Annotated in this window: 18 protein-coding genes; 4 read left to right on the top strand and 14 right to left on the bottom strand. The window is 70.6% G+C overall.

Translation table 11 applies throughout. From position 1 onward, the window contains the following. Window positions 1-307: 307 nt before the first annotated feature. The 10 genes from JOD65_RS08705 to ligD (JOD65_RS08660) all read right to left on the bottom strand — a co-directional run bounded on the left by JOD65_RS08705 (window position 308) and on the right by ligD (JOD65_RS08660) (window position 13,395). On the bottom strand, window positions 308-838 hold the full coding sequence (locus JOD65_RS08705) for a hypothetical protein (protein WP_191196354.1): 531 nt from the start codon (window positions 836-838) through the stop codon (window positions 308-310). A 115-nt stretch (window positions 839-953) separates the two neighbouring features. Further along, window positions 954-1,994 carry a hypothetical protein gene (locus tag JOD65_RS08700; RefSeq protein ID WP_191196353.1) on the bottom strand — a complete coding sequence of 347 codons (1,041 nt, stop codon included), beginning with the start codon at window positions 1,992-1,994 and terminating at the stop codon, window positions 954-956. Then, a complete protein-coding gene (locus JOD65_RS08695; protein ID WP_191196352.1) occupies window positions 1,991-2,266 on the bottom strand; it encodes a hypothetical protein in 276 nt (91 codons plus the stop codon). The genes JOD65_RS08700 and JOD65_RS08695 overlap by 4 nt, the downstream gene beginning before the upstream one ends. After that, the gene (locus JOD65_RS08690) at window positions 2,263-2,667 is read right to left on the bottom strand and encodes a hypothetical protein (protein ID WP_191196351.1); all 405 of its coding nucleotides are present in this window, start codon (window positions 2,665-2,667) and stop codon (window positions 2,263-2,265) included. The genes JOD65_RS08695 and JOD65_RS08690 overlap by 4 nt, the downstream gene beginning before the upstream one ends. Window positions 2,668-2,695: 28 nt before the next feature. Further along, on the bottom strand, window positions 2,696-3,346 hold the full coding sequence (locus JOD65_RS08685) for a hypothetical protein (protein WP_191196350.1): 651 nt from the start codon (window positions 3,344-3,346) through the stop codon (window positions 2,696-2,698). A gap of 284 nt (window positions 3,347-3,630) precedes the next feature. Then, window positions 3,631-9,891 carry a carboxypeptidase regulatory-like domain-containing protein gene (locus JOD65_RS08680; protein ID WP_191196349.1) on the bottom strand — a complete coding sequence of 2,087 codons (6,261 nt, stop codon included), beginning with the start codon at window positions 9,889-9,891 and terminating at the stop codon, window positions 3,631-3,633. A gap of 207 nt (window positions 9,892-10,098) precedes the next feature. Continuing rightward, entirely contained in the window at window positions 10,099-10,791 is a 693-nt protein-coding gene (locus tag JOD65_RS08675) for a response regulator transcription factor (RefSeq protein ID WP_191196348.1), read from the bottom strand. 80 nt (window positions 10,792-10,871) lie between these two features. Beyond that, window positions 10,872-11,774 carry a non-homologous end-joining DNA ligase gene (gene ligD, locus JOD65_RS08670; RefSeq protein ID WP_191196347.1) on the bottom strand — a complete coding sequence of 301 codons (903 nt, stop codon included), beginning with the start codon at window positions 11,772-11,774 and terminating at the stop codon, window positions 10,872-10,874. Further along, window positions 11,771-12,484 carry a L,D-transpeptidase family protein gene (locus JOD65_RS08665; protein ID WP_191196346.1) on the bottom strand — a complete coding sequence of 238 codons (714 nt, stop codon included), beginning with the start codon at window positions 12,482-12,484 and terminating at the stop codon, window positions 11,771-11,773. Before JOD65_RS08665 ends, ligD (JOD65_RS08670) begins: the two co-directional genes overlap by 4 nt. Continuing rightward, window positions 12,481-13,395, bottom strand: a complete 915-nt coding sequence (gene ligD, locus JOD65_RS08660) for a non-homologous end-joining DNA ligase (RefSeq protein ID WP_191196704.1) — start codon at window positions 13,393-13,395, stop codon at window positions 12,481-12,483. The genes JOD65_RS08665 and ligD (JOD65_RS08660) overlap by 4 nt, the downstream gene beginning before the upstream one ends. An 83-nt stretch (window positions 13,396-13,478) precedes the next feature. Here ligD (JOD65_RS08660) and ku point away from each other — a divergent pair, with 83 nt between their 5' ends. Further along, on the top strand, window positions 13,479-14,423 hold the full coding sequence (gene ku, locus JOD65_RS08655; RefSeq protein ID WP_191196345.1) for a non-homologous end joining protein Ku: 945 nt from the start codon (window positions 13,479-13,481) through the stop codon (window positions 14,421-14,423). A gap of 241 nt (window positions 14,424-14,664) precedes the next feature. Here ku and JOD65_RS08650 read toward each other — a convergent pair whose 3' ends face one another. The 3 genes from JOD65_RS08650 to JOD65_RS08640 are packed head-to-tail and all read right to left on the bottom strand — an operon-like array spanning window position 14,665 to window position 18,637. Further along, complete coding sequence (locus tag JOD65_RS08650; RefSeq protein WP_191196344.1) at window positions 14,665-16,113, bottom strand: carboxyl transferase domain-containing protein; 1,449 nt, start codon at window positions 16,111-16,113, stop codon at window positions 14,665-14,667. Beyond that, complete coding sequence (locus JOD65_RS08645) at window positions 16,110-17,309, bottom strand: CaiB/BaiF CoA transferase family protein (protein WP_191196343.1); 1,200 nt, start codon at window positions 17,307-17,309, stop codon at window positions 16,110-16,112. Before JOD65_RS08645 ends, JOD65_RS08650 begins: the two co-directional genes overlap by 4 nt. An 8-nt stretch (window positions 17,310-17,317) precedes the next feature. After that, window positions 17,318-18,637, bottom strand: a complete 1,320-nt coding sequence (locus tag JOD65_RS08640; protein ID WP_191196342.1) for an SLC13 family permease — start codon at window positions 18,635-18,637, stop codon at window positions 17,318-17,320. A gap of 121 nt (window positions 18,638-18,758) precedes the next feature. Here JOD65_RS08640 and JOD65_RS08635 point away from each other — a divergent pair, with 121 nt between their 5' ends. Both JOD65_RS08635 and JOD65_RS08630 read left to right on the top strand, forming a co-directional pair. Further along, a complete protein-coding gene (locus JOD65_RS08635) occupies window positions 18,759-19,466 on the top strand; it encodes a FadR/GntR family transcriptional regulator (protein WP_191196341.1) in 708 nt (235 codons plus the stop codon). Beyond that, window positions 19,463-20,233 carry a sulfite exporter TauE/SafE family protein gene (locus JOD65_RS08630; RefSeq protein WP_191196340.1) on the top strand — a complete coding sequence of 257 codons (771 nt, stop codon included), beginning with the start codon at window positions 19,463-19,465 and terminating at the stop codon, window positions 20,231-20,233. Before JOD65_RS08635 ends, JOD65_RS08630 begins: the two co-directional genes overlap by 4 nt. On the opposite strand, the gene JOD65_RS08625 is transcribed toward JOD65_RS08630, so the two are convergent. Continuing rightward, window positions 20,219-20,881 carry a TetR/AcrR family transcriptional regulator gene (locus tag JOD65_RS08625; protein ID WP_191196339.1) on the bottom strand — a complete coding sequence of 221 codons (663 nt, stop codon included), beginning with the start codon at window positions 20,879-20,881 and terminating at the stop codon, window positions 20,219-20,221. The two genes, JOD65_RS08630 and JOD65_RS08625, sit on opposite strands and share 15 nt — an antisense overlap. A 62-nt stretch (window positions 20,882-20,943) precedes the next feature. Here JOD65_RS08625 and JOD65_RS08620 point away from each other — a divergent pair, with 62 nt between their 5' ends. Further along, window positions 20,944-21,447, top strand: coding sequence for a cupin domain-containing protein (locus JOD65_RS08620; protein ID WP_191196338.1), 504 nt, complete (start codon window positions 20,944-20,946; stop codon window positions 21,445-21,447). Window positions 21,448-21,460 lie beyond the last annotated feature (13 nt).

Raw genomic sequence — 21,460 nt, 5'->3', positions numbered from 1 at the left:
GAAGGCGCCTCTGCCTCGGGGTCCACGGCATGAGCGACCGTGGCGCAGGAGCGCCAGCACGATCGCGTGCTTGCTGGGTCGTTGATCCAGACCTCCTCGACCTCCGGGTCGTCGAGGAAGGGCTGCAGCGGGCCGAAGCCCGACACGCGGGCGACCAGCTCGCCCACCATCGCGCTGTCGTCGGCGACGGGCGCGACCGCTCCGGTCAGGCTCAGGTCGTCGTGGTCGCGGACGACGTCCTCGTCAGAACCACCTTTTTCACCTACGGAGTGCCGACTTCCGTTGGTCAGGTCGTTTCTGCAGAGTCTTAGGCTTCCCCGTCCCAGTAGTGGGCCTGCGCGAGGCTCCGGGCATAGGCCGCTAGCGCGTCGTCCATCGCATCCGGAGCAAGTGTCAGGCGGTCCTTCGACACATACTCGCTGACCGCCTTCTGCATGGCGTGGGTCTCCTGCTCCCCCATCACGAGCGTGAATCGTGCAGACGCCATCATGAACCTCTCGACCACCGCTCGATCGATGTGCAGTCCCGTCCGGAGGTTGTACGCGAACTCACCACGCAGTGCTGCCGTCGCGACGAGAGCGCTCTCCTGAATCTCCTCGTAGCGCTCTTTCTCTCGCTGTTTGTCGGCGGCCAGGCGCTCGGCTTCTGCAGCCTTTGCGCGCTCCGCAGCCTCAACGACACGTACCTGCTCGCTGTGATCCCGTTCGCGTTGGCGGTCGTCGTTGGTTGCCGTGAACTGCTTCGTGGAAGCTTGAGCACCGAACCACGCGCCAGCGAGACCGGCGAGCGGAGCCGCGAGGATGGTCACGATGTCCTTAGCGTTCTCAAAGTTCGACACGTCGGCACGCTAACCGCGAGGCCCGACATTCGCAGGCGAACGCGACCGCACTTCAACACGCGCTGGCCCGCCTAGGGTCCTAGGGGTGTCAGTTACTCAAGAGCCGGATTACGAGTCAGTCCGGCGAGCCGAGCAAGGCTTCAACTGGGCGTACGGGCGACTGATTGAGGAAGGACAGAAGCATCACTTCGTGCCCCTCACGGAGTTCTGCTGGTGGGCAATCAGCCTGGACGAGGGGCTCAAGATGGTTCGTCCCGGCTACCTGTCTCGGCGCAACACACATCCCCACGGCCAAGTTGTCGCAGGGCTCAAGCGCGTCCGCAACGTCCTCGGGCACCAGCGACTGATCGTGACGAGGACGGAGGGCGGCTTGTCGGCCCCAATCACCTTTCCAATAAGTCTCCCTCCGGTTGTGGCGCTCTGGGTAGACGCCGATGCCCTGCCTGAACCGGAGACGCCCGAACCCACCAACGACCGGTACTACCGCCAGTACGTCGCTGGCCGCACTCTGGACGAGACGACCGACGCCGTGAGGCGGTGGCTCATGGGTGAGGTGACCGACATGAACCGGGATTCGGGGTACTACGACTGACGGTGGTGGTCCGCTCGGGGCCAGTGGCACGGAGCCGACGCCACAGAACAGGCACGCGCGGCCCCACGGCGGCGGCACGTCGAGCAGAGGAGCGCCAACGTGGGCGCGGCTGCGCAGGGCGAGGAGGAGGGCCTCCTTGATCTGCGCCCGCTTGCCCACCGACACGTGAGCCCAGCGTTGCGGGCTGCACAGGCGGCCGTTGGGTGCCTCCGGGTCGAGCCACATCACGGCGCGGGCGGCGACCTGCATCCACGGCACCAGTCGAGTCGGGTCCTCCGGCGGCTCCATCCGGATCACGGAGAGGGCGAAGAGCACGTTCCGCGTCGGCAGGTCCGGGGCGCGGTCGTGCAGGCGCTGGCAGTGCGGGCAGCGGGTGAACTCGACGGGGGTCCAGCCGTTGCCCAGGTCGATCGTCGAGACCACGGGACCGGTGTGCGCGACCCCGCAGCCCTCGCACGCGAGATGTCCAGGCGGCAGCGGAATTGGATCGTCGGGCACGAGGGTTCGCAGCCGCACGGCGTCCTCGTAGGTCAGCGGCGGCGGTGAGAACTTTGATCGGGTCATCGGCCCTCCTTCGGGTAGAGGCGGAACGAAGCCATCTCCTCCGGAGTGAGGTCAGACCACCGCGTCTTGTAGGGGTCCCGCTTCGGGGTCGCGGTCGGCTGGGGTGGCGGCGCAAGCTTGGGCTTCGCAGGCTCGACCACGACCTTGAAACTGCGCCTGCGCTGGATTCTCGGAAGGGGCGTGGGCGGCAGCTCGACGGGCGGCTGCGGGTTGGTCCAGCCGCCGCGCGAGCGGGCGAGCCGCATCGAGGCGGACGAGGGCTCCCGGCTCATGACCGGCACCCCTCACAGATAGGCACCCGAGGGCGCGGGTTGCGCACCCACAGGTCGTGGCCACAGTCGAGGCAGTGACCGAGCCAGTAGCGCGGGGCGAGACCGGGTGCCAGGACGACCACGGGCGGCTTGGCCTTGCCCTGACGGACAGCAGTGTCGTAGCGCTCGTACTGCTTGCCGCGCTCGTGGTCGCGGCGGACCTCAGCGGCGCGCTGTTCGAGGGAGGACGCGGCTTCCTCCCACTTCGCGTCCTTGCGGATGCGCGCGGCGACGAGGTTCTCTCGGTCGTTGCCGACCTTGCGCGCGCCAGAGTTCGTGTCGAGGTGGTGCGCGAGCGACTCACCCTTGTTGCGGCGGTGCGGTGCTGGCGTGGGGCACTCCCAAGGAGATGCCCGGCCCATGCGCCAGCGGCGGTGTTGAAGTCGTAACTCAGTCTCCCTCAGGACTCTTAGCCTGTCGAGGCTCGTCGTTGGTCGAGTCGCCGTCTGTGTCGTCTGCCGGCCCCACCCCGCGAACTTTGTTGTAGGCGCGGAACCACAACCGCTTCAGGGGTCCCTCTGGGGCTGGTAGGGAAATCTCGGTCGCTTCCCTTTTGGCGCGCTCCTTGCTCAGGCGCACCGCCTCCAAGTAGTGCTGCGGCGACTCGCTCGCGACGTTTACCGCGAACCCCACGAAGGCCACCACCGCTCCGAGTGCAGCGACAGATACGCCAATCACATACCCACCGGCTGCCGTGAGTTCTGGATCGTCGAGCCAACTAACACCGGTCTCGTACGACTGAAGAGCCTCGGGGGCCAGCGTCAAGAGCATGGCTCCCAGAAATAGGTAGATGCCGTAGACGCCTAGCGCCAGGCCAAGCCGCGCCATATTCGAACCCGGTTTCCGACGCTCGGCCAGATATACCCCGGTGGCGTTCAGGTTCATTGACCGGCGTAGAGCATTCTTTGCCTTGCCAGAGGGAAGGGTCTTGTACAGCGCGAGTTGCCGCTCTAGACGCCGCAGTCGCCCGCCCCGGAGCGCCGCCACCGCCGGAATCAGTGCCGCGAGGGCGCCTATACAAGTAACGATGATGGCGATCACGAGCGGGACCGTAGTCGACTTAACGGCCCAACGCGCCACATCCCAAGGGCTGCTCTGTACTACGTATACCCTGAGGGGGTATCAGCAGGTGAGAGAGGAAGACCCATGATCACCGTTCACGCCGACCCCGCGACCGCGGTCGAGAAGCTCGAGCAGGCCGCGCGGAACGCGATCAACGGCCATCGTGCGGCACCTGCTTCCCCGAGAACGTGCACCGTCACGCTACCCAGCGCGGAGCGCAGGAAAACAGACCCAGGGCAAAGCTTGTGGAGAACTCCTGTGACCTACCCCTTCACCGACAGCGTCTTCTTGCTCGTCTCGCTCGTCTTGGCATAGCCGGCGAGCGTCGCGGTGACGGTCACCGTGATGCGCTTGCCCTTCGCAGCAGCAGGGATCACCAGGGTCTTCTTCGTGGCACCCTTCAGCTTCGTCCCGTTCGCCTTCCACTGGTACGTCAGCGTGACTCCCGCCGGGTGCCAGTCCCCGGGTATTGCCTTCAGCTTCTGGCCGACCTTGGGCGTGCCCTTGATCTTCGGCGTGGAGCCGTCGATCTCGCCGAGCACGACAGCCGCGGTCTGGGCGCTCGTGACGGTGGCGGACGTGAAGCCGGGCAGGGACCCGGTGACGCGCACCGAGAACCTCTTGCCCACAGCGCCCGGTGCCACGTAGATCACCGGGGTGGTGGCCCCGGGGAGGACGGTTCCGTTGACCAGCCACTGGTAGGTGAGCTGGGCGCCCGCGGGAGCCCAGACGCCCGGGACCGCCGTGAGCTTCTCCCCCACCTGCGCGATGCCGCTCACCTGCGGCACCGGCGTCGAGCTGAAGGTCGAGACGGCCGTCGCCACGGTCTGCGTGGGGGCACTCGTGGCGGACGACGGGTCGTACCCGGTCTTGGTGCCGGTCACCCTGACGGAGACGGTCGCACCCGCGTCGCCCGCGCCCAGGACGTACGTCACCTGGGTGGCGCCGGGGATGGCGGATCCGTTGCGCAGCCACTGGTAGGTCAGGTCCACCGCGCCGGGACCCCAGGAGCCCGGGGCAGCGGTAAGGGTCTCGCCCACCTTGGCGGTGCCAGACACCGAGGGGGTGCCGGCCGACAGCGTGCCCGTCGCGACCGCGGTGGTCTCGCCGGATACTGCCGTTGCTGAGGGGAAGCCGGTCTTGCTGCCCGTCACCGCGACGGAGATCTTCTTGCCGACCATCCCGGGCGTCACCGCGAGGGACGACGATGTCGCTCCGCCGATCGGCGTCCCGTCCGCTCGCCACTGGTAGGCCAGGTCCACCGGAGCCGGGCCCCACGTGCCCGGTGCCGCCGTCAGGGTCTCGCCCACCTTCGCCGTGCCCGACACCGAGGGGGTGCCGGGGGTCAGCGCAGGCGGCACACCCGGCGCGACCGCGGCAGTTTCACCCGAGACCACCGTCGCTGTGGCGTATCCGGCCTTCGTGCCCGTCACCGCGACCGAGATCTTCTTCCCGACCGCATCGGTCGGCACCAGGAAGGTGACAGCTGTCGCGCCTGCGATCGGCGTCCCGTCCGCCCGCCACTGGAAGGCCAGGTTCACCGGGACCGGGCCCCACGTGCCCGGAGCCGCGGTCAGCGTCTCGCCCGCCGTCGCCGTGCCTGTGACAGCGGGAGTGCCCGTCGAGAGCGTCCCCGGGGTGACTGCAGCCGTCGCACTCGAGACCACCGTGGCTGCGGCATAACCGGTCTTCGTGCCGGTCACGGCGACCGAGACCACCTTCCCGACCGCATCGGCCGGTACGGCGAACGACGCCGTTGTCGCACCCGCGACCGGCGTCCCGTCCACCCGCCACTGGAAGGCCAGGTTCACCGGGACCGGGCCCCACGTGCCCGGGGCCGCGGTCAGGGTCTCCCCCACCTTCGGCGTGCCCGACACCGTGGGGGTGTCCGTGGCGAGCACACCCGGCGCCACTACGGTGCCGGCGCTGGTTGCCGTTGCAGTCGTGTAGCCGGTCCTGGTGCCGGTGACGGACACCGTCAAGGTCTTGCCCAGGTCGCTGGGGTCGGGGAGATAGGTCGAGCCGGTGGCGCCCTGGACCGGCACCCCGTCGATCCGCCACTGGTACGAGAACTCCTCCGGCACCGGTGACCACGTTCCTGTGGAGGCCGCGACGGACTGACCCACCCGGACCGGCGCCGACAGGTTCGGCGTGGCGGTCGTGAGGCTGCCCGCCGCGACGCCTGCGGTGGGGTCACTCGTGCGGGTGCTGCTGGCGTAGCCGTCCAAGGCTCCGGTCACCGAGACCGTGATCGCCTTGCCGACCTGGTCGGGGCCCGGCACGAAGGTGACGCCAGTGGCACCGGGAACCGCGAGACCGTCGGCCTTCCACACATAGCTCAGGGTGACCCCGGCGGGCAGCCAGTCGCCGGGTACCGCAGTGAGCGTGCTGCCGAGTGCCGGGGTGCCTGTGATCGTCGGCTTCGGACCCGTCACGGCGGGGCCGTCCGGGATGTCGGTGCCGGCGCTGGTGCGGGACACGGACTGGTAGCCGGGCTTGCTACCGGTCACCGTCACCGTGATGGTCGTGCCGACGTGGTCGCCCGTCACCGAGAACGTGGGGCCGGTGGCTCCGGGCACGTCGATGCCGTCGACCGCCCACTGGTAGGCCAGGTCGACCGGGTCAGGCGCCCAGCTGCCCGGCTCCGCGGTGAGGGTGGCACCGACTGCGTTGCCACCCGAGATGCCGGGAATCGGCCCGCTGATCGGGACGACCGGGTCCACCGACGACGAGCACTGTCCGCCCGAGCCGAACCTGAAGGAGTCGATGAAGACCGCCGAGTCGTACGCGCTGTCCCCGATGTCCTGGACCGACAGCACGACGGGGGTCGACTGCCCGACTACGACCGGGACCGAGGCGACGAGGACCGGCGTGGCTCCGTCCAGCACGGTGCCCGGCTTCGAGGCCAGGCCGATGACCGTGTTGATCGACACCATGTTGCCCGCGCTGTCCACTGCCACGTTGTTGGGAGCGGAGATGGCTCCGTTCACCTTCGCCACGCTGTACGACGGCGTCTCGACCGTGAAGACATCGTTGAAGGAGGACCCGACGTACTCGGGGAACTCCTCGGAGGCGAACACGAAGTCGAAGAGAAGGCAGGTCGACCCCGAAGGAGGCGTCACCTGCAGGACCAGCTGTGTCAGATCGTTGCCGTCCGCTCCGGCCGCGCCCTCCAGGTTGGTGCTGATGAACGTCCCCGGGTCGCCGACCGCGGCTGCCTCGTTCGCGTCGCCGCTGGAGATCACCACGTGATCGGCGCCGCTGCGCGGGAACCCGAGCACCGGAGTGGAGGAGATGGCCACACCGGATGGATCAGCGTTGACCTGGCTGACCGCGACGGTGCCGGTGGGAGCACTCAGGGCAGGTGGGATGTCACTTGCCTTCCACGACGGAATCGTGAGCGGGGCGCTGGTCTGCGGGATCTGCGGGAAGCCGGCCTTCACGCCGTACACCGTCACGGTCACCTTCTGTCCCTTGGCCGAGGTGGGCACCGTGAACGTCGACCCCGTTGCGCCCGCGACGTCAGCACCGCCGACGGCCCACTGGTAGTGGAACGTCGTGGGGGCCGGGGACCACGTGCCGGGTACGGCGGTCAGCACCGCTCCCACCTCTGCCAGGCCGGTGATGGTGGGGGTCGAGATCTCCTCCCAGTCAGAACCGGGAACGGAGAGATAGGCGTCGATCCCGGTCAGGTGGGAGCCGGGCTGGATGCCGAGCTGGCTCGCGCCGAGCGCTGTCTGGGAGCCGTAGTACCACTGCGTCGCATACGTCGCGGCGCTGAACTTCACCAGGTAGTTGCCCGCGGGCAGGTCCACGAACGAGTACGACCCGTTCGCCGCGGTGGTGGTCGACGCGACGGGCGTGACGGTGTCGCCTGGCGAGTAGACACTCACCGTGGCGCCGTTCACCGGGTTGTCCGGGGCGCCGTGGTTGACCGTTCCGGCCAGCGAGGTGGAGGTGTCACTCAGGTAGGCGTCCACCCACGTGAGATGCGTTCCGGACGTCACCTCGAGCGCGCTGCTGTCCGCGGCGGTCGCGCTTCCGCCGTACCAGACAGGGCCGTAGTCGGAGGAGACCGGCGGGACGAACTGGACCTTGTAGGAGCCGGCGGCCAGACCGGTGAACTGGTACTTGCCGTTGCCCCCGGTCGTGGTCGTGGCAGTCGGAGGCCCACCGGTGGCCCCCGCGGGGAACACCTTCACAGTCACGCCCGGGAGCGTGGTCTGCTCACCTGAGGGATAGGCGGTCGCGTAGACGGTGCCGCCCAGCGAGGTGCTCGCGTCGTCGAGGGCGAGGTCCACCTGGACGTGGTCGCCCGCGGCCAGCACGAATGGCGTTGCCTGTGCCGCGGACGTGGCGTAGTAGGCCCAACGCGTCACGTAGCCGGGGGCACTGGCGCGGATCAGGTAGGTCCCGGCGTCGATCCCGGCGAAGGCGTAGCTCCCGCCCGCGCCGGCGGCAACGGTGGCGAGCGGAGTGCTGGTGTTGCCCTGCGTGAACAGCGCGACCTGGGCGCCCGGCAGTGCGACACCCTCGGACGCGTCGAACGGCCACCCGGTGATCGTGCCGCTGATGCCGATGCTCGCGTCGGCCAGCCAGACACTGACCCCGGTGTAGTGGACGCCGGGCGAGACCGTGATCGGCGTGGCCTGGTCGGCTGTGGTGCCGTAGTAGTACCACTGGCGCTGCCAGCCGTCCTTGGTGAACCTGAGCTTGTAGTCGCCGGCGGCGACACCGTCGAAGGCGTATGAGCCGTCGGCTGCCGTGGTGTCGGTGGCGATCGGGGTGGTGGTGTTGTCGACGGCGAACAGCTCCACTGTCGCCCCGACGATCTCGGTCTGCTGGTAGTCGGGCCATGGCGTGCCGAACACCTGCCCCTCGATGCTGGTGGTGGCATCGGGCAGGTGCCAGCTGATCTGCGTGTAGTGATCTCCGGGCGTCACGGGAAGCGCCGTGGCATTCGTCCGCAGGGGCGTGCCGGAATACCACATCGTCTGGAACAGGTCCTTGGACGCGCGCAGCTCGTAGGTCCCGGGTGCCACGTTGGGGAATGTGTAGTCGCCCTGGGCATCGGTGACGGTGGTCGCCATCGGGGTCGTCCCCGATCCCTGCGCGAACAACGCAACCGAGGCCCCCGCCTGCGGGCTGGACTGGTTGGCGCCGTACGGCGTGCCGTTGATCGTGCCGGAGATCTCCGTCGTGGCGTCGGCGAGGTTCCAGCTGATGCCCGTGTAGTGGTCGCCCTCGTTGACCGGGAGCACCGTGGCGTCCGTGGGGTTGAAGTAGCCGGAGTACCACGTGGTCTTGAAGCCGGCCTTGGAGGCTCGCACCTTGTAGCTGCCCGCCGCGAGAGCCGGGAAGGAGTACTCGCCGGCCACGCTCGTCGTGGTGGCAACGGGGCTGGCGTACTCACCCTCGACGAAGAGGTCGACGGTCGCGGCGTCCAGCGGCGTCGCCTGGTTGGCGCCGTACGGGGTGCCCGTGATGGACCCGGAGATCTCGGTGGTGGCATCGCCGAGGTTCCAGGCGATGCCGGTGTAGTGGTCGCCCGGGTTGATCGGCAGCGTGGTGGCGTCCGTGGGGTTGAAGTAGCCGGAGTACCACGTCGTCTTGAACTGCACCTTCGAGGCACGCAGCTTGTAGGAGCCCGGCGCGACGCCGGGGAAGGCGTACGCGCCCAGCGCATCCGTGGTGTCAGTCGCGACGGGCGCGGCGTAGGCCCCTTCGACGTACAGCCCGACCGTCGCGCCCGGCAGCGGATCCGCTGTCCCCGCGCCGGCAGGCGTCCCGGTGATCGTCCCTGAGATCTCGGTGGTCGCGTCGGCGAGGTTCCACGAGATGCCGGTGTAGTGAGCACCCTCGTCGACGGGCAGCAGCGTCGCGTCCTGAGGGTTGAAGTAGCCGGAGTACCACGTCGTCTTGAACTCTGCCTTCGCTGCCCGAACCTTGTAGGACCCGGGCGCCACGTCCGCGAACGCGTAGGCGCCCTCCGCATTCGTCGTGTCCGTCGCGATCGGCGCCGCGTAGTCCCCCTCCCGGAAGAGCCCGACCGTCGCGCCCGGCAGCGGATCGGCGGCCCCCGCGCCGAACGGAGTTCCTGTGATCGTCCCCGAGATCTCCGTGGTCGCGTCGGCGAGGTTCCACGAGATGCCGGTGTAGTGGTCGCCCTCGTTGAGGGTCAGCAGGGTCGCGTCCTGAGGGTTGAAGTAGCCGGAGTACCACGTCGTCTTGAACGCCGCCTTGACCGCGCGGAGCTTGAAGGACCCCGGCTCCAGGTTCGCGAAGGCGTAGGTGCCATCCGCATCCGTCGTGTCCGTCGCAATCGGTGCTGCGTAGCTCCCTTCCAGGAAGAGCCCGACGGTGACGCCCTGCTGTGGGTCCGCCGTTCCCGCGCCGTACGGCGTTCCGGTGACCGTGCCGGAGATCGAGATGTCCGCCGCGTGAGCGGCGCCGGGAACCAGGGCCACCGGGCTCAGGCCGAGTGCGACAACGAGGAGGAGGCGGAGCAGGCGGGGCCAAGCCATCGAAGCGCACATCGGAAGACCTCCACATGGACGGTCCGAGACCTGGTCGCACCGTAGGAGCGCCGACGCCGGCCAGCGCCGGGACCGAGCCAGTGCTACCGCATGATGGGTAGGCGCCCGAGGTGGGCGGCACGCCACTGCCAGGCGAAGCTCACCCTTTCGGATGAGGGGAGTACTGCCGACGGAACGCTGGGCAGCCGTCTGGGCTCAGGTGCCCGTCTCGAGCCGGAAGCCGACGCCGCGGATGGCGACGACCTTCTCGCCCGCCGCGGCGGCCTCGAGCTTGCTGCGGAGGCGGCCGATGGTGACGTCGAGGGTCTTGGTCGAGCCGTACCAGTTCTGGTCCCAGACCTCGTTCATCAGCGTCTCGCGCGGCACGACCTTGTCGTGGCTGTTGGCGAGGACGGCCAGGACGTCGAACTCCTTGGCGGTCAGCGCGATCTCCCGGTCGCCGAGGTGCACGCGGCGCGAGGCGGCGTCGATCTTCAGGCCCGACGAGGTGGTGACCGTCGTGTCGTCCGGGGCCGGGGTGCTGCCGCTGCGCCGCAGGAGGGCGCGCACGCGGGCGAGGAGCTCGGCGAGGCCGAACGGCTTGGCGAGGTAGTCGTCGGCGCCGACGTCGAGGCCGACCACGCGGTCGAGCTCGCCGGCGCGGGCGGTCACCATGATGATGCCGCCGAGGTAACCCCCGGAGCGCATCTGGCGGCACACGTCGATGCCGTCCATGTCGGGCAGGCCGAGGTCGAGGATCACGACCGCCGGCCCCTCGCCCACGGCGAAGGCGACGGCGTCAGCGCCGACGGACACGCGGTTGACCTCGTAGCCCTCGCGCTCGAGCGTGCGCATGAGGGGGACGGCGATGTCTTCCTCGTCCTCAACCACCAGCACGTCATGGGCCATGGCGAGAGCATAGATGCAGGTCCCGAGCCTCATGGGGTGAATCCACGGGACATCTGCGCGGCACACCCGGTCGGAGGGTGTCAGGCCTCGAAGACGTCACCCAGCCGGGCCACCCGCTCCAGCACCTGGTCCATCGTGAGCTGCTCGAGCGCCAGGTCGTCCTCGGCGCCCTCCTCGACCTCCTCCCATGTCAGCGGGGCGGCGGCGGTCGGACGCTCGCGGCCGCGCAGGGAGTAGGGCGAGATCGTGGTCTTGGAGCCGGAGTTCTGCGACCAGTCGAGGAACACCTTGCCGGGCCGCCTGGCCTTGGTCATCACGCTCGTCACCAGGTCGGGGTGCTCCTTCATGAGCTCCTCGGCGACCTCCTTCGCGAGCGCCGTCGTGCCGTCGCTGTCCAGGCTGCCGCGCCCGTCCGGCAGCGGGGCGTACAGGTGCAGGCCCTTGCTCCCGCTCAGGACCGGGGTGCAGCCGAGGTCGCGCTCGGCCAGCGCGTCGCGCACCATCAGCGCCACCCGGGCGCACTCGTGCAGCCCGGCCGGCTCACCGGGGTCGAGGTCGATGACGAGGCGGTTGGGGTGGCGGGGCCGGCCCTTGGCGTCGACGGTCCACTGGTGCACGTGCAGCTCGAGCGCGGCGAGGTTGGCCAGCCAGGTCAGGGTGGCGAGGTCGTCGCAGATCGGGAAGCGGATCGTGCCGTCCCCCTTGCCGGAGCGCGAGCCCGTGGTCGACACCTCGTGCGTACGCACCCACGACGGCGTGCCGCCCGGCGCGTTCTTCTCGAAGAAGCTCGACCCCTCGACCCCGTGCGGCCAGCGGATCCGGGTGACCGCCCGGTCCTTCAGGTGCGGGAGGAGCACCGGCGAGACCTGCGCGTAGTAGTTGAGCACCTCGCCCTTGGTCGTGCCCGTGCGCGGGTAGAGCACCTTGTCGAGGTTGCTGATGGTCAGGGTGCGGCCGTCGACGTCGACCTGCAGCTCGCTCATCGGCCGACCGCGATCACCGGCACGCGGGCGGGGTCCAGGAGCCGCACCAGCGAGCGGATGAACCGCCGGGGAGCGCTCACGCACCCGGCGGTCGCGCCGCGCCCGTTGACGTGGAGGAAGATCCCCGAGCCGCGGTGGCGCACCTGCTCGACGTTGAAGTCGGTGACGATCGACCACTCGTACTGCCGGTGGTAGTCGGTCAGCCGCTCCGAGGAGTTGGGGTCCGACGCCGGCAGCCACCAGCGGAAGCCGCCGTCACGCTGGTTGCGCAGCTGGTTGTAGAAGTCGGAGGCGTTGTCCTGCACCCAGTGGTCCCCCTTGCGGATCCGGTGGTGTGGCAGCAACGCGCGCCGGTCGGCGGCGTGGGTGCCGAAGGTCGAGATCAGTCCGTAGGTGCCCAGCGGCGTCGTCCCCGATCCCTGGCGCCGGCGGTCGCCGTCGACGAAGCCGCCGTAGCCGGTGCGGCCGTCGGTCGTCGTCAGCTGCCGCTCCCACCCGTCGGCGGCCAGCCGCCACAGCGAGACCCGGGCGCGCACGCCACGCGTGTGGTCGACCGTGACGACCTGCGTGGTGCCCGCGCGGAGCTCGACGCGTACGCCGTCGAGGCGGACGACGTCGGCCCGCCGGGCCTCGGCTCCTGCGCCGGTCGGCGTGAGCAGCCCCGCCGCCCCGAGCGTCGCCACCACCATCGCCACCAGGAGCCGCCTCATGCGAGGTCCTCGGGCGAGAGGTCGTCGCGGACGCCTTGGAACGACGGCTGGCGCAGGCGCTCGTAGCCCAGGCCGTGGGTGTCGATGTCGACCACCACCCGCGGCTCGACCCAGAAGGTGCCGGCAGCGTCGATGCGGGGGACCTCGTCCGCGAACGGCGACGCCCCGGCCGCCAGCGGAGCCATCAGGGCGCCGAGCCGGGTGCTGGTCGCCCCGGCGATGCCGCTGCCCACGCGGCCGCGGTAGAGCAGTCCGTCGGGGGTCTGCTCGCCGACGAGCAGCGAGGCCAGCCGGTCCGTCGTACCCGTCTGCGGGCGCCAGCCGCCGACGACGAACGACCCGCGGTGTCGGTGGGCGAGCTTGCGCCAGTCCTCACTGCGGGCGTCGAAGCGGTAGCGCGAGCCGCGACGCTTGCTCACCACGCCCTCGAGCCCCTGCTGCAGGGTGGCGTCGAACAGCATGTCGCCGTCGTCGTACGCCGCCGGGACCTGCCACTTCGAGTCGCCCAGTGGAAGCCCCTCGAGCAGCGCGCGCCGCTCCTCCAGCGGGCGGGCGGTGAGGTCCTCGCCGTCGAGGCGGAGCAGGTCGAAGACCATGAGGGTCGCGGGCACGGACGTCACCAGGCGCGCGACCTCCCGGGCGTTGCGGACGTGCATCCGGTGCTGCAGCACGCGGAAGTCGGGGACGCCCCGCTCGTTGAGGGCGATCACCTCGCCGTCGACCATCAGGTCGCGGTCGCCGAGCGGCGGCGCAGCGAGGTCTGGCCAGGCGGGGGTGACGTCGTTGTCGTTGCGGCTGGTCATGCGTACGACGCCGTCACGAGCGTCGACGAGCACGCGCACCCCGTCCCACTTGACCTCGTGCAGCCACTGCGCGCCGGTCGGGACGCGGTCGGTCTTGCTGGCGAGCATCGGGCGCACGCGTGCAGTCTGGCATCCCCGCGTCCCCCATCTGGAGGGAGACGTGTGTCTGATGTGACGGCTATCGTCATCGCATGCGTGCGATCTGGAAGGGTGCCGTCTCCTTCGGCCTGGTCAGTGTCCCGGTCAAGCTCTATGCCGCCACCGAGAGCCACGACGTGTCGTTCCGTCAGGTGCACGCCAAGGACGGCGGCCGCATCAAGTACCAGCGCGTCTGCTCGCTCGACGGCGAGGAGGTGGCCTACGCCGACATCGCGAAGGGCTACGAGACGGAGGACGGCGAGATGGTCATCCTCACCGACGACGACATGTCGCAGCTGCCGTCGACGTCGTCGCGGGAGATCGCGGTGGAGAAGTTCGTGCCCCGCGAGCAGATCGACCCGCTGCTCTTCGAGAAGTCCTACTACCTCGAGCCCGAGGGCGCCGGCGCCAAGCCCTACGCGCTCCTGCGCCAGGCCCTGAAGGACGCCGACCGGATGGCCGTGGTGACCGTCGCGCTGCGCCAGCGCACGACGATCGCGGTGCTGCGCGTCCGCGAGACCGAGGCCGGCGAGGTCATCGTGCTCCAGACGATGATGTGGCCCGACGAGGTGCGCGTGCCCGACTTCAAGGTCGAGGTCGACGACGCCAAGCCGCAAGAGGTCAAGATGGCCCACATGCTCGTCGAGACGCTGGCCGGCGACTTCGACGCGAGCGAGTTCGAGGACGACTACGCCGGGGCCGTCGACGCGCTCGTGAAGTCCAAGATCGAGGGCGGCGAGATCAAGCGCACCGAGACCTCGACCAAGACCTCCGGCGAGGTCGTCGACCTGCTCGCCGCGCTCCAGAAGTCGGTGGCCGCCGCGAAGTCCGCCCGGGGCGAGGCCGACGCGGACGACGGCTCCGACGACGAGAAGCCGGCGAAGAAGACGACCGCCAAGAAGTCTGCTGCGAAGAAGGCCCCGGCCAAGAAGACGGCTGCCAAGAAGACCGCCACCAAGAAGACCGTTGCGAAGAAGCAGTCCAAGAAGGCCAGCTGAGCCCTCGTCCGTCGCTCGGTCGAGCGGTGGCTGACCCACCTTCTCGTCGTACGGAACGTGGCTGGGGCACCGCCGCGGCGGGTGTCGGCGTCCGACGCGCCCGTGAGCGGTGCGCCACCCACCTCTCCGTCGTACGGAATGTGGCTGGGACACCGCCCAGCGGTGAGTGAGACACGTTCCGGGCGCCCAGAACCTGCGTCACTCACCGCCCTTCGGGCGGCGACCTGAGCAAGCCCGCCCGTCAGGAGGCGTGGGCGACCGGCCTACGACCCGTGAGCTCGCGCAGCTGAGCGCCGACCTCGGCGGCGACGGCGACCGCGAGGTCGCGCCGCGACTCGTCGTCGACCTCGGGCACCACGTGCTGGACCACGCCGTCGGCGAGGAGGTCCGCGGCCCGCACCCGCTGGCGCGCGGCCATCTCGGCTGCGTGCGCGGTGTCGCCGTGCACGATCAGGCTCGCGCCCTCCGGCGGGAGCGGTGAGAGCCAGGCGTGCTCGGTCGCGATGACCGTCTGCGCCGGCAGGAACGCCAGCGCCCCTCCCCCGCATCCCTGGCCGAGGATCACCGAGACCGTCGGCACCGTCATGGTGGTGAGGGTCGCGATGCAGCGGGCGATCTCGCCGGCGATGGCGCGCTCCTCCGCCTCGGGCGACAGCTCGGCGCCGGGGGTGTCGATGACGCTGACCAGCGGCAGCCCGAGCTCCTGGGCGAGCCGCATCCCGCGCCGCGCCTCCCGCAGCGCGCCGGGTCCCATGGCGTGCCCGGGCACCTGCCGGGAGCGGTCCTGGCCGATGACCACGCACGGCTGGTCGTCGAGCCGGGTCAGCGCGACGAGGACGGTCGAGTCGCGCTCGCCCTCGTCGGTGCCGCGCAGCTGCAACGTGCCGGTGGCGCCGTGGGCGAGGAGGTCGCGCACGCCCACCCGGTCCGAACGACGGGTCCGCTCGACGGAGTCCCAGGCGGCGTGGTCGCCGATCGGGCGCGAGGCGCGCAGCGGCAACCGGCCCGCGCCGGGCCCGTCGACCAGCACCGCGAGGGCGCTGTCGACCATGGCGGGCAGGTCCTCGGCGGCCACGACCCCGTCGATGACACCGGCGGCGGCGAGGTTCTCCGCGACCTGGACGCCCGGCCGGAACGGCCGACCGTTGAGGCCGGCGTAGACCTTGGGGCCGAGGAAGCCCACCAGCGCGCCGGGCTCCGCGACGGTCACGTGTCCGAGCGAGCCCCACGACGCGTACACGCCGCCGGTCGTGGGGTGGCGCAGGTGGACGAGGTAGGGCAGGCCCGCGGCGCGGTGGTCCATCAGCGCGCGGGAGATCTCGACCATCCGCACGAAGGCGGGCGTGCCCTCCTGCATGCGGGTGCCGCCCGACGCCGTGCTGGCCAGCAGGGGTAGCCCCTCGGCGGTCGCCCGGCGCACGGCTGCGGTGATGCGGTCCGCGGCGGCCCGGCCGATCGAGCCGGCGAGGAAGCGGAACTCGTTGACGACGACCGCGACCGGCCGGCCGCGGACCTGGCCGCGCCCGGTCAGCACCGACTCGTCGGTGCCGGCCTTAGTCGCGGCGGCCTCGAGCTCGGCGCGGTAGCCCGCGTCGGCGTAGGACAGGTCGACTGGCTCGTCCCACGAGGCGAAGGTGCCCTCGTCGAGCACCAGGTCGAGCAGCTCGTGCGCGGTCCAGCGCCGGGTCATGACCCACCCCCGCCGACCCAGGCGCGGATCGCGTCGGCGTGCTGGTCGAGCAGCGGCGGCGCGACGTGGTCGCGGCGGGTGACCTCGGTGCCCTCGGCGTCGAAGAACCGCAGCGGCGGGCCGGGGAGCGTGAGGCCGCCGAGCGTCGGGTGCTCGACGTCGACCAGCAGGCCCTGGCTGGCGACCTGGTCCCACTCGTAGACCTCGTCGAGGGTGCGCACCTTGCCCGCCGGCACGCCCACCTCGGCGAGCCGGGCCAGCAGCGGCTCGGCGTCCCAGTCGGCGAACGCCTGCTCGACGACCTCGATGACCTGCTCGCGACGGCCGACCCGCTCGCCGTTGGTGGCCATGCCCTCGGCGTCCGGGTCGAGCCCGAAGCCGGCGCAGAACTTCTTCCACAGCCCCTCGCTGCCGAGGGCGATCTGCACCGCTCCGTCGCGGCAGTGGAAGAGCCCGTAGGGCGCGATCGACGGGTGGTGGTTGCCCTGAGCGCGCCCGACCTCGCCGGCCACGGTCCACCGGGTGCCCTGGAAGGCGTGCACGCCGACGACCGACGCCAGCAGCGACGTACGCACGACCGTGCCCGTGCCGGTGCGCTCCCGCTCGTGGAGCGCGGCGAGGACGCCGTAGGCGCCGTACATGCCGGACAGCAGGTCCGCGATGGGTACGCCGACCCGCTGCGGGTCGTCGGGTCCGGATCCCGTCAGCGACATCAGGCCGGCCTCGCCCTGCGCGATCTGGTCGTAGCCGGCGCGGCCACCCTCGGGACCGTCGTGGCCGAACCCGGTGATCGAGAGGACGACGAGGCGCGGGTTGCGGCGCATCAGCTCCTCGATGCCGAGGCCGAGCCGCTCGAGGACGCCGGTGCGGAAGTTCTCGACGAGCACGTCGGCGCGCTCGACCAGCCCGACCAGCACGTCCTTGTCGGCCTCGTCCTTGAGGTCGAGGGCGATCGACTCCTTGTTGCGGTTCGTGCACAGGAAGTACGTCGACTGGCGGGCGTCGGGCTCGCCGACGAACGGCGGGCCCCAGCCGCGGGTGTCGTCGCCGCTGCCCGGTGCCTCCACCTTGATCACGCGGGCGCCGAGGTCGCCCAGCATCTGGGTGGCGTGCGGGCCCGCGAGCGCGCGGGTCAGGTCGACGACGAGGAGGTCGGCGAGGGGTCCGGTGGCGGACCCGGTCGTGGATTCGGTCATGTCGGTGTTCACCATCCGGGGAGAACGAGGGCGGCCCAGACGAGCAGCGGCCCGGCCAGGGTGACGATCACGGCGTAGGTCAGGATCTGCTTGTAGTAGACCGGCTCCTCGATCGTGTCGGGCTTGTTGGCGAGCATCAGCGCACCGTTGGTGGAGAAGGGGCTGACGTCGACGATCGTCGAGGAGACCGCGAGGGCCGCGACGAACATCGCCGCGTTGATGCCGCCGTCGGCGATGAGCGGCACGGCGATCGGGATGATCACCGGCAGCAGCGCGGTCGAGGACGCGAACGCCGACACGATGCCGCCGACGTAGCAGAGGACGAGCGCGCCGATCGCCGCCGCACCGAGGCCGGCGGCCCAGTTGCCGACGAACTCGGGCGAGCCCGCGGTGGTGAGGATGGTCGCGTAGGTGCTGACGCCGGCGACCAGCAGCACGGTGGGCCAGGCGATCTGCTTGACGGCGTCCTTGTGCTCGTTGGGCGCGAGCATCGCGAGGATGACCGCGGCGGTGATGGCGACGAAGCCGATGTTCTTGTCGAAGACCAGGGCGACGAGGGCCACGCCGACGAAGGCGATGAGGGTGAGCACCTGGTCGCGGCGCACGCCCTGGGCCTGGGTGCCGGTGGGGGCGCTGGTGCCCATGCCGCGGGCGGGCACGGTCGCGCCGCCGCGGTGCAGGTCCTCGTCGAGCGTGTCCTCCTCGTCGGGATCGATCCGCATCGCCATCAGCTTGCGGCCACCGAGAGCCACGAAGAGGATCGCGGCCATCACGGTGTTGACGATCAGACTGGCCAGGAAGACGGTGATCTCGCTCGAGGGCAGGCCGGCGTCCTGCATCACCGAGTTGGTGATGACGCCGTAGATGCTGATCGGCGAGAAGCCGCCGGCCTGGGCGCCATGGACGACGAACATGCCCATCATCAGCGGGCTGATGCCGTAGCGGCCGGCGAAGCCGAGCGCGATGGGCCCGATGATGGCGCAGGCCGCGGGACTGACCGCGCCGATGCCGGTGAGGACGGCGGTGACGGCGAACATCACCCACGGGATGAGGGCCACGCGGCCGCCCACGGCGCGCACCGCCGTGCGCACGATGAGGTCGACCGTGCCGTTGTTCCGCGCGATCGCGAACAGGTAGGTGACACCGATCAGCGTGAGGATCAGGTCGCCGCTGACGCCGGCCAGGATCTCCTTCTCGTCGAGGTCGAGGGCGTACATGCCCACGAACCATGCGGCCACGTAGGCCAGTGCTCCCATGTTGATCGGCAGTACGGTGCCGACAACGAACAGCGCGACGAGCGCGATGATCGCAATCCATTCCGGACCCATAACGGTCACCTTCCGAGTGAAGTGCCAGCACGGCGGGGTCGCGGGGGGTGGCCCTCGTCACAATGCTGGCTCAGTGGCCTAGCCAATAGGACAATGAGCCGATCGTCAATAGGCTGGTGCCATGTCCGAGTCTTCCTCTTTCCCGCCGCGGCTGCTCCGCACTCGTCTCTACGAGCAGGTGGCCGGGCAGATCTCGTCGTGGATCGATGACAACGGATTGCAGGCCGGCGACAAGCTCCCGCCCGAGCGCGAGCTCGCCCAGCGCCTCGGCGTCAGCCGCGCCACCCTGAGCCAGGCGCTCGTGGCGCTCGAGGTGGTCGGCGTGGTCGAGGTACGCCACGGCGACGGCACCGTCGTGACCGCGCGCCACCAGAAGTCGAGTCGCATCGTCGAGGCGATCCGCAGCCACGCCGACCGGCTGCCCGAGGTCATCGAGACCCGCGACGCGCTCGAGACCAAGATCGCCTCGCTCGCCGCCGTACGACGCACCGACGACGACCTCGCCCGGATCGATGACGCGCTCGCCTTCATGGCCGCCGACATCGAGGCCGGCGGCCGTGGCGTGGAGGGCGACGAGCGCTTCCACGGCGCCGTCACCGCCGCCTCCCACTCCCTCCTCCTCGCCCGACTGATGGACGAGATCGGCGACCTGATCAAGGAGACCCGGCTCGAGTCGCTCGGCCAGCCCGGCCGACCGCAGGACTCCCTGGCCGGGCACCGCGCGATCGCCGAGGCGATCCGCGCCGGCGACCCGGCCGCGGCGGCAGAGGCGATGCACGCCCACGTCGCGATGGTCAGCGATGTCGCCATCATCCGCGAGGCGCAGTGACCTCACTCGAGGCGCTCCTGGTGCTCGCCACCGGGTTCGGCGCCGGCGTGCTCTCGTCCACGGTCGGGGTGGCGTCCCTGCTGAGCTTCCCCGTGCTGGTCGCCCTCGGCCTCCCGCCGGTCGTGGCCAACGTGTCCAACACCCTGGGCCTGATCCCGGGCGGCCTGGGCGGCGTCCTCGGCTACCGCGCCGAGGTCCGCGAGGCCGGCCCGATCGCCCGGACGATCATCCTCGTCTGCGCCCTCGGGGCCGTCGTCGGCGCGGCCCTGCTGCTCGGGCTGCCGCCGGGCGTCTTCGAGGCGATCGTCCCCTACCTCATCCTCTTCACCTGCCTGCTCGTCGGCGTGCAGCCCCGCATCGCGAGGTGGCTGCGGGAGCGCCACGAGTCGCGGCACGGCGTCGCGCTGGCCGAGCGTCGGCACATGTCCCCCGCGACGACGGCGTTCGCCACGATCACGGGGGTCTACGGCGGCTACTTTGGCGCGGGCGCGGGCGTGATGATGGTGGCCGTCCTCGGCATCGGCACCGACCTCGAGCTGCGCATCGTCAACGGCCTCAAGACCCTGTCGCTGATGGTCGGCAACGTCGTCGCCGGCCTGATCTTCATCGTGGTGGCCGACCCGCGGTGGGACGTCGTGGTGCTGCTCGCGGCCGGCTCGCTGGTGGGTGGCTACGTCGGCGCCCGCATCGGCCGCAAGCTCCCGGACGCGGTCTTCCGGTGGGCGGTCGTCGCCGCCGGCGTCGTCGCCGCGCTACTGCTGTTCTGACCCGTCCCGCACCAGGAGCGTCCTGGCCCACAGGTCGGCGAGCGTGGCGGCGTAGTCGTCGCTCGATCGCCCCCGCGACGTGTAGGCGGCGAACCACTCCGGGCTGTTCGTCGACCAGATGAGGTCGGCCACCTGCTGGTCGTCGAGGTCCGCACGCACCGACCCGGCCGCGCGGAGCTCGCCGGCCAGCACGAGCATGTTGGTGGCCCGCCGGTCGACCACGTGCTGCCAGCTGGCAGCGCACTCCGGGTCGGTCAGCCCCGCGTCGCGCAGGGCCAGCAGGAGGGGCGAGAGCGTCGGCATCAGCCGGGCCAGCGCGGCGGCGTAGGTCGTCAGCTTGGCGACGGCGGACCCGGCCTCGCGCACGGCCCGGACGTAGTCGCGCTCGTCGGCAGGCAGGGGGCGCGCCGAGGAGGCGAGGACCATGTCCACGACGGTCAGCAGGATCTGCGGCTTCCGGCCGACGGCCGCGTAGACGGTGTCCACGGACACCTCGGCCGTCCGGGCGATGTCGCCGACCGAGGTGGCCGCATAGCCGCGCTCGACGAACAGCTCGCGGGCGGCCGCCAGCACCCGGTCGCGGGTCTGCTCCGCCGCCGCGCGGCGGGCCGACCCGTCGTAGGTGCGGGTCTTGCGCTCCGTCGACACGAGGTCTACATTAGCGAACATTCATCCGAAGTCACTTCGGATCAAAGCCCGAGGAGGGGTCCATGGCCGAGGAGGCGAAGGTCGTGGTGCGCGGGCCGGGGGACGCCAGCCACGCGACGTGGGCGATGGGTTCGCTCTTCGAGCACCTGCTGCTGCCGGAGGAGTCGGGGGGACGGTTGGCGGTGGCGACCGTGAGCCAGCCGCCCGGGATCGCGACTCCTCTGCACCGGCACACCCGGGAGGCCGAGGCGTTCTTCCTGCTGGAGGGCGAGATGACCTACCGCGCCGGCGACGAGACGTACGACCTGACGCCGGGGTCCTTCATCTACCTGCCCCAGGGCATCCCCCACGCGTTCCGCACCCGCGGCGAAGGTCCCGTCCGCTACCTCGCGCTCACCGAGCCGGGGCACCTGCTCGCGCTGTACGACGAGGTGGGCGTGCCCGCCAGCGCCCTGCGCATCCCGGCCGAGGGCGAGGGTCGCGCGATGGCCGAGGAGATCGAGCGCTGGAACGCCGTCGGCCCGCGCTACGGCCTCGAGGTCGTGGGTCCCCCGATCCCGGCGTGACGGGGACCCATCC

It is taken from the genome of Nocardioides cavernae (genome assembly GCF_016907475.1).
Taxonomy (GTDB): Bacteria; Actinomycetota; Actinomycetes; order Propionibacteriales; family Nocardioidaceae; genus Nocardioides; species Nocardioides cavernae.
Note: the sequence above shows the minus strand (reverse complement) of the source record. Positions and strands in the feature narration are given on the sequence as shown.

What these genes read in the sequence shown, in the direction of transcription:
- JOD65_RS08700 (WP_191196353.1), bottom strand. Translation starts at nt 1,994, where the DNA reads ATGACCCGATCAAAGTTCTCACCGCCGCCGCTGACCTACGAGGACGCC.
- JOD65_RS08695 (WP_191196352.1), bottom strand. Translation starts at nt 2,266, where the DNA reads ATGAGCCGGGAGCCCTCGTCCGCCTCGATGCGGCTCGCCCGCTCGCGC.
- JOD65_RS08690 (WP_191196351.1), bottom strand. Translation starts at nt 2,667, where the DNA reads ATGGGCCGGGCATCTCCTTGGGAGTGCCCCACGCCAGCACCGCACCGC.
- JOD65_RS08680 (WP_191196349.1), bottom strand. Translation starts at nt 9,891, where the DNA reads ATGGCTTGGCCCCGCCTGCTCCGCCTCCTCCTCGTTGTCGCACTCGGC.
- JOD65_RS08675 (WP_191196348.1), bottom strand. Translation starts at nt 10,791, where the DNA reads ATGGCCCATGACGTGCTGGTGGTTGAGGACGAGGAAGACATCGCCGTC.
- ligD (WP_191196347.1), bottom strand. Translation starts at nt 11,774, where the DNA reads ATGAGCGAGCTGCAGGTCGACGTCGACGGCCGCACCCTGACCATCAGC.
- JOD65_RS08665 (WP_191196346.1), bottom strand. Translation starts at nt 12,484, where the DNA reads ATGAGGCGGCTCCTGGTGGCGATGGTGGTGGCGACGCTCGGGGCGGCG.
- ligD (WP_191196704.1), bottom strand. Translation starts at nt 13,395, where the DNA reads ATGCTCGCCAGCAAGACCGACCGCGTCCCGACCGGCGCGCAGTGGCTG.
- ku (WP_191196345.1), top strand. Translation starts at nt 13,479, where the DNA reads ATGCGTGCGATCTGGAAGGGTGCCGTCTCCTTCGGCCTGGTCAGTGTC.
- JOD65_RS08650 (WP_191196344.1), bottom strand. Translation starts at nt 16,113, where the DNA reads ATGACCCGGCGCTGGACCGCGCACGAGCTGCTCGACCTGGTGCTCGAC.
- JOD65_RS08645 (WP_191196343.1), bottom strand. Translation starts at nt 17,309, where the DNA reads ATGACCGAATCCACGACCGGGTCCGCCACCGGACCCCTCGCCGACCTC.
- JOD65_RS08640 (WP_191196342.1), bottom strand. Translation starts at nt 18,637, where the DNA reads ATGGGTCCGGAATGGATTGCGATCATCGCGCTCGTCGCGCTGTTCGTT.
- JOD65_RS08635 (WP_191196341.1), top strand. Translation starts at nt 18,759, where the DNA reads ATGTCCGAGTCTTCCTCTTTCCCGCCGCGGCTGCTCCGCACTCGTCTC.
- JOD65_RS08620 (WP_191196338.1), top strand. Translation starts at nt 20,944, where the DNA reads ATGGCCGAGGAGGCGAAGGTCGTGGTGCGCGGGCCGGGGGACGCCAGC.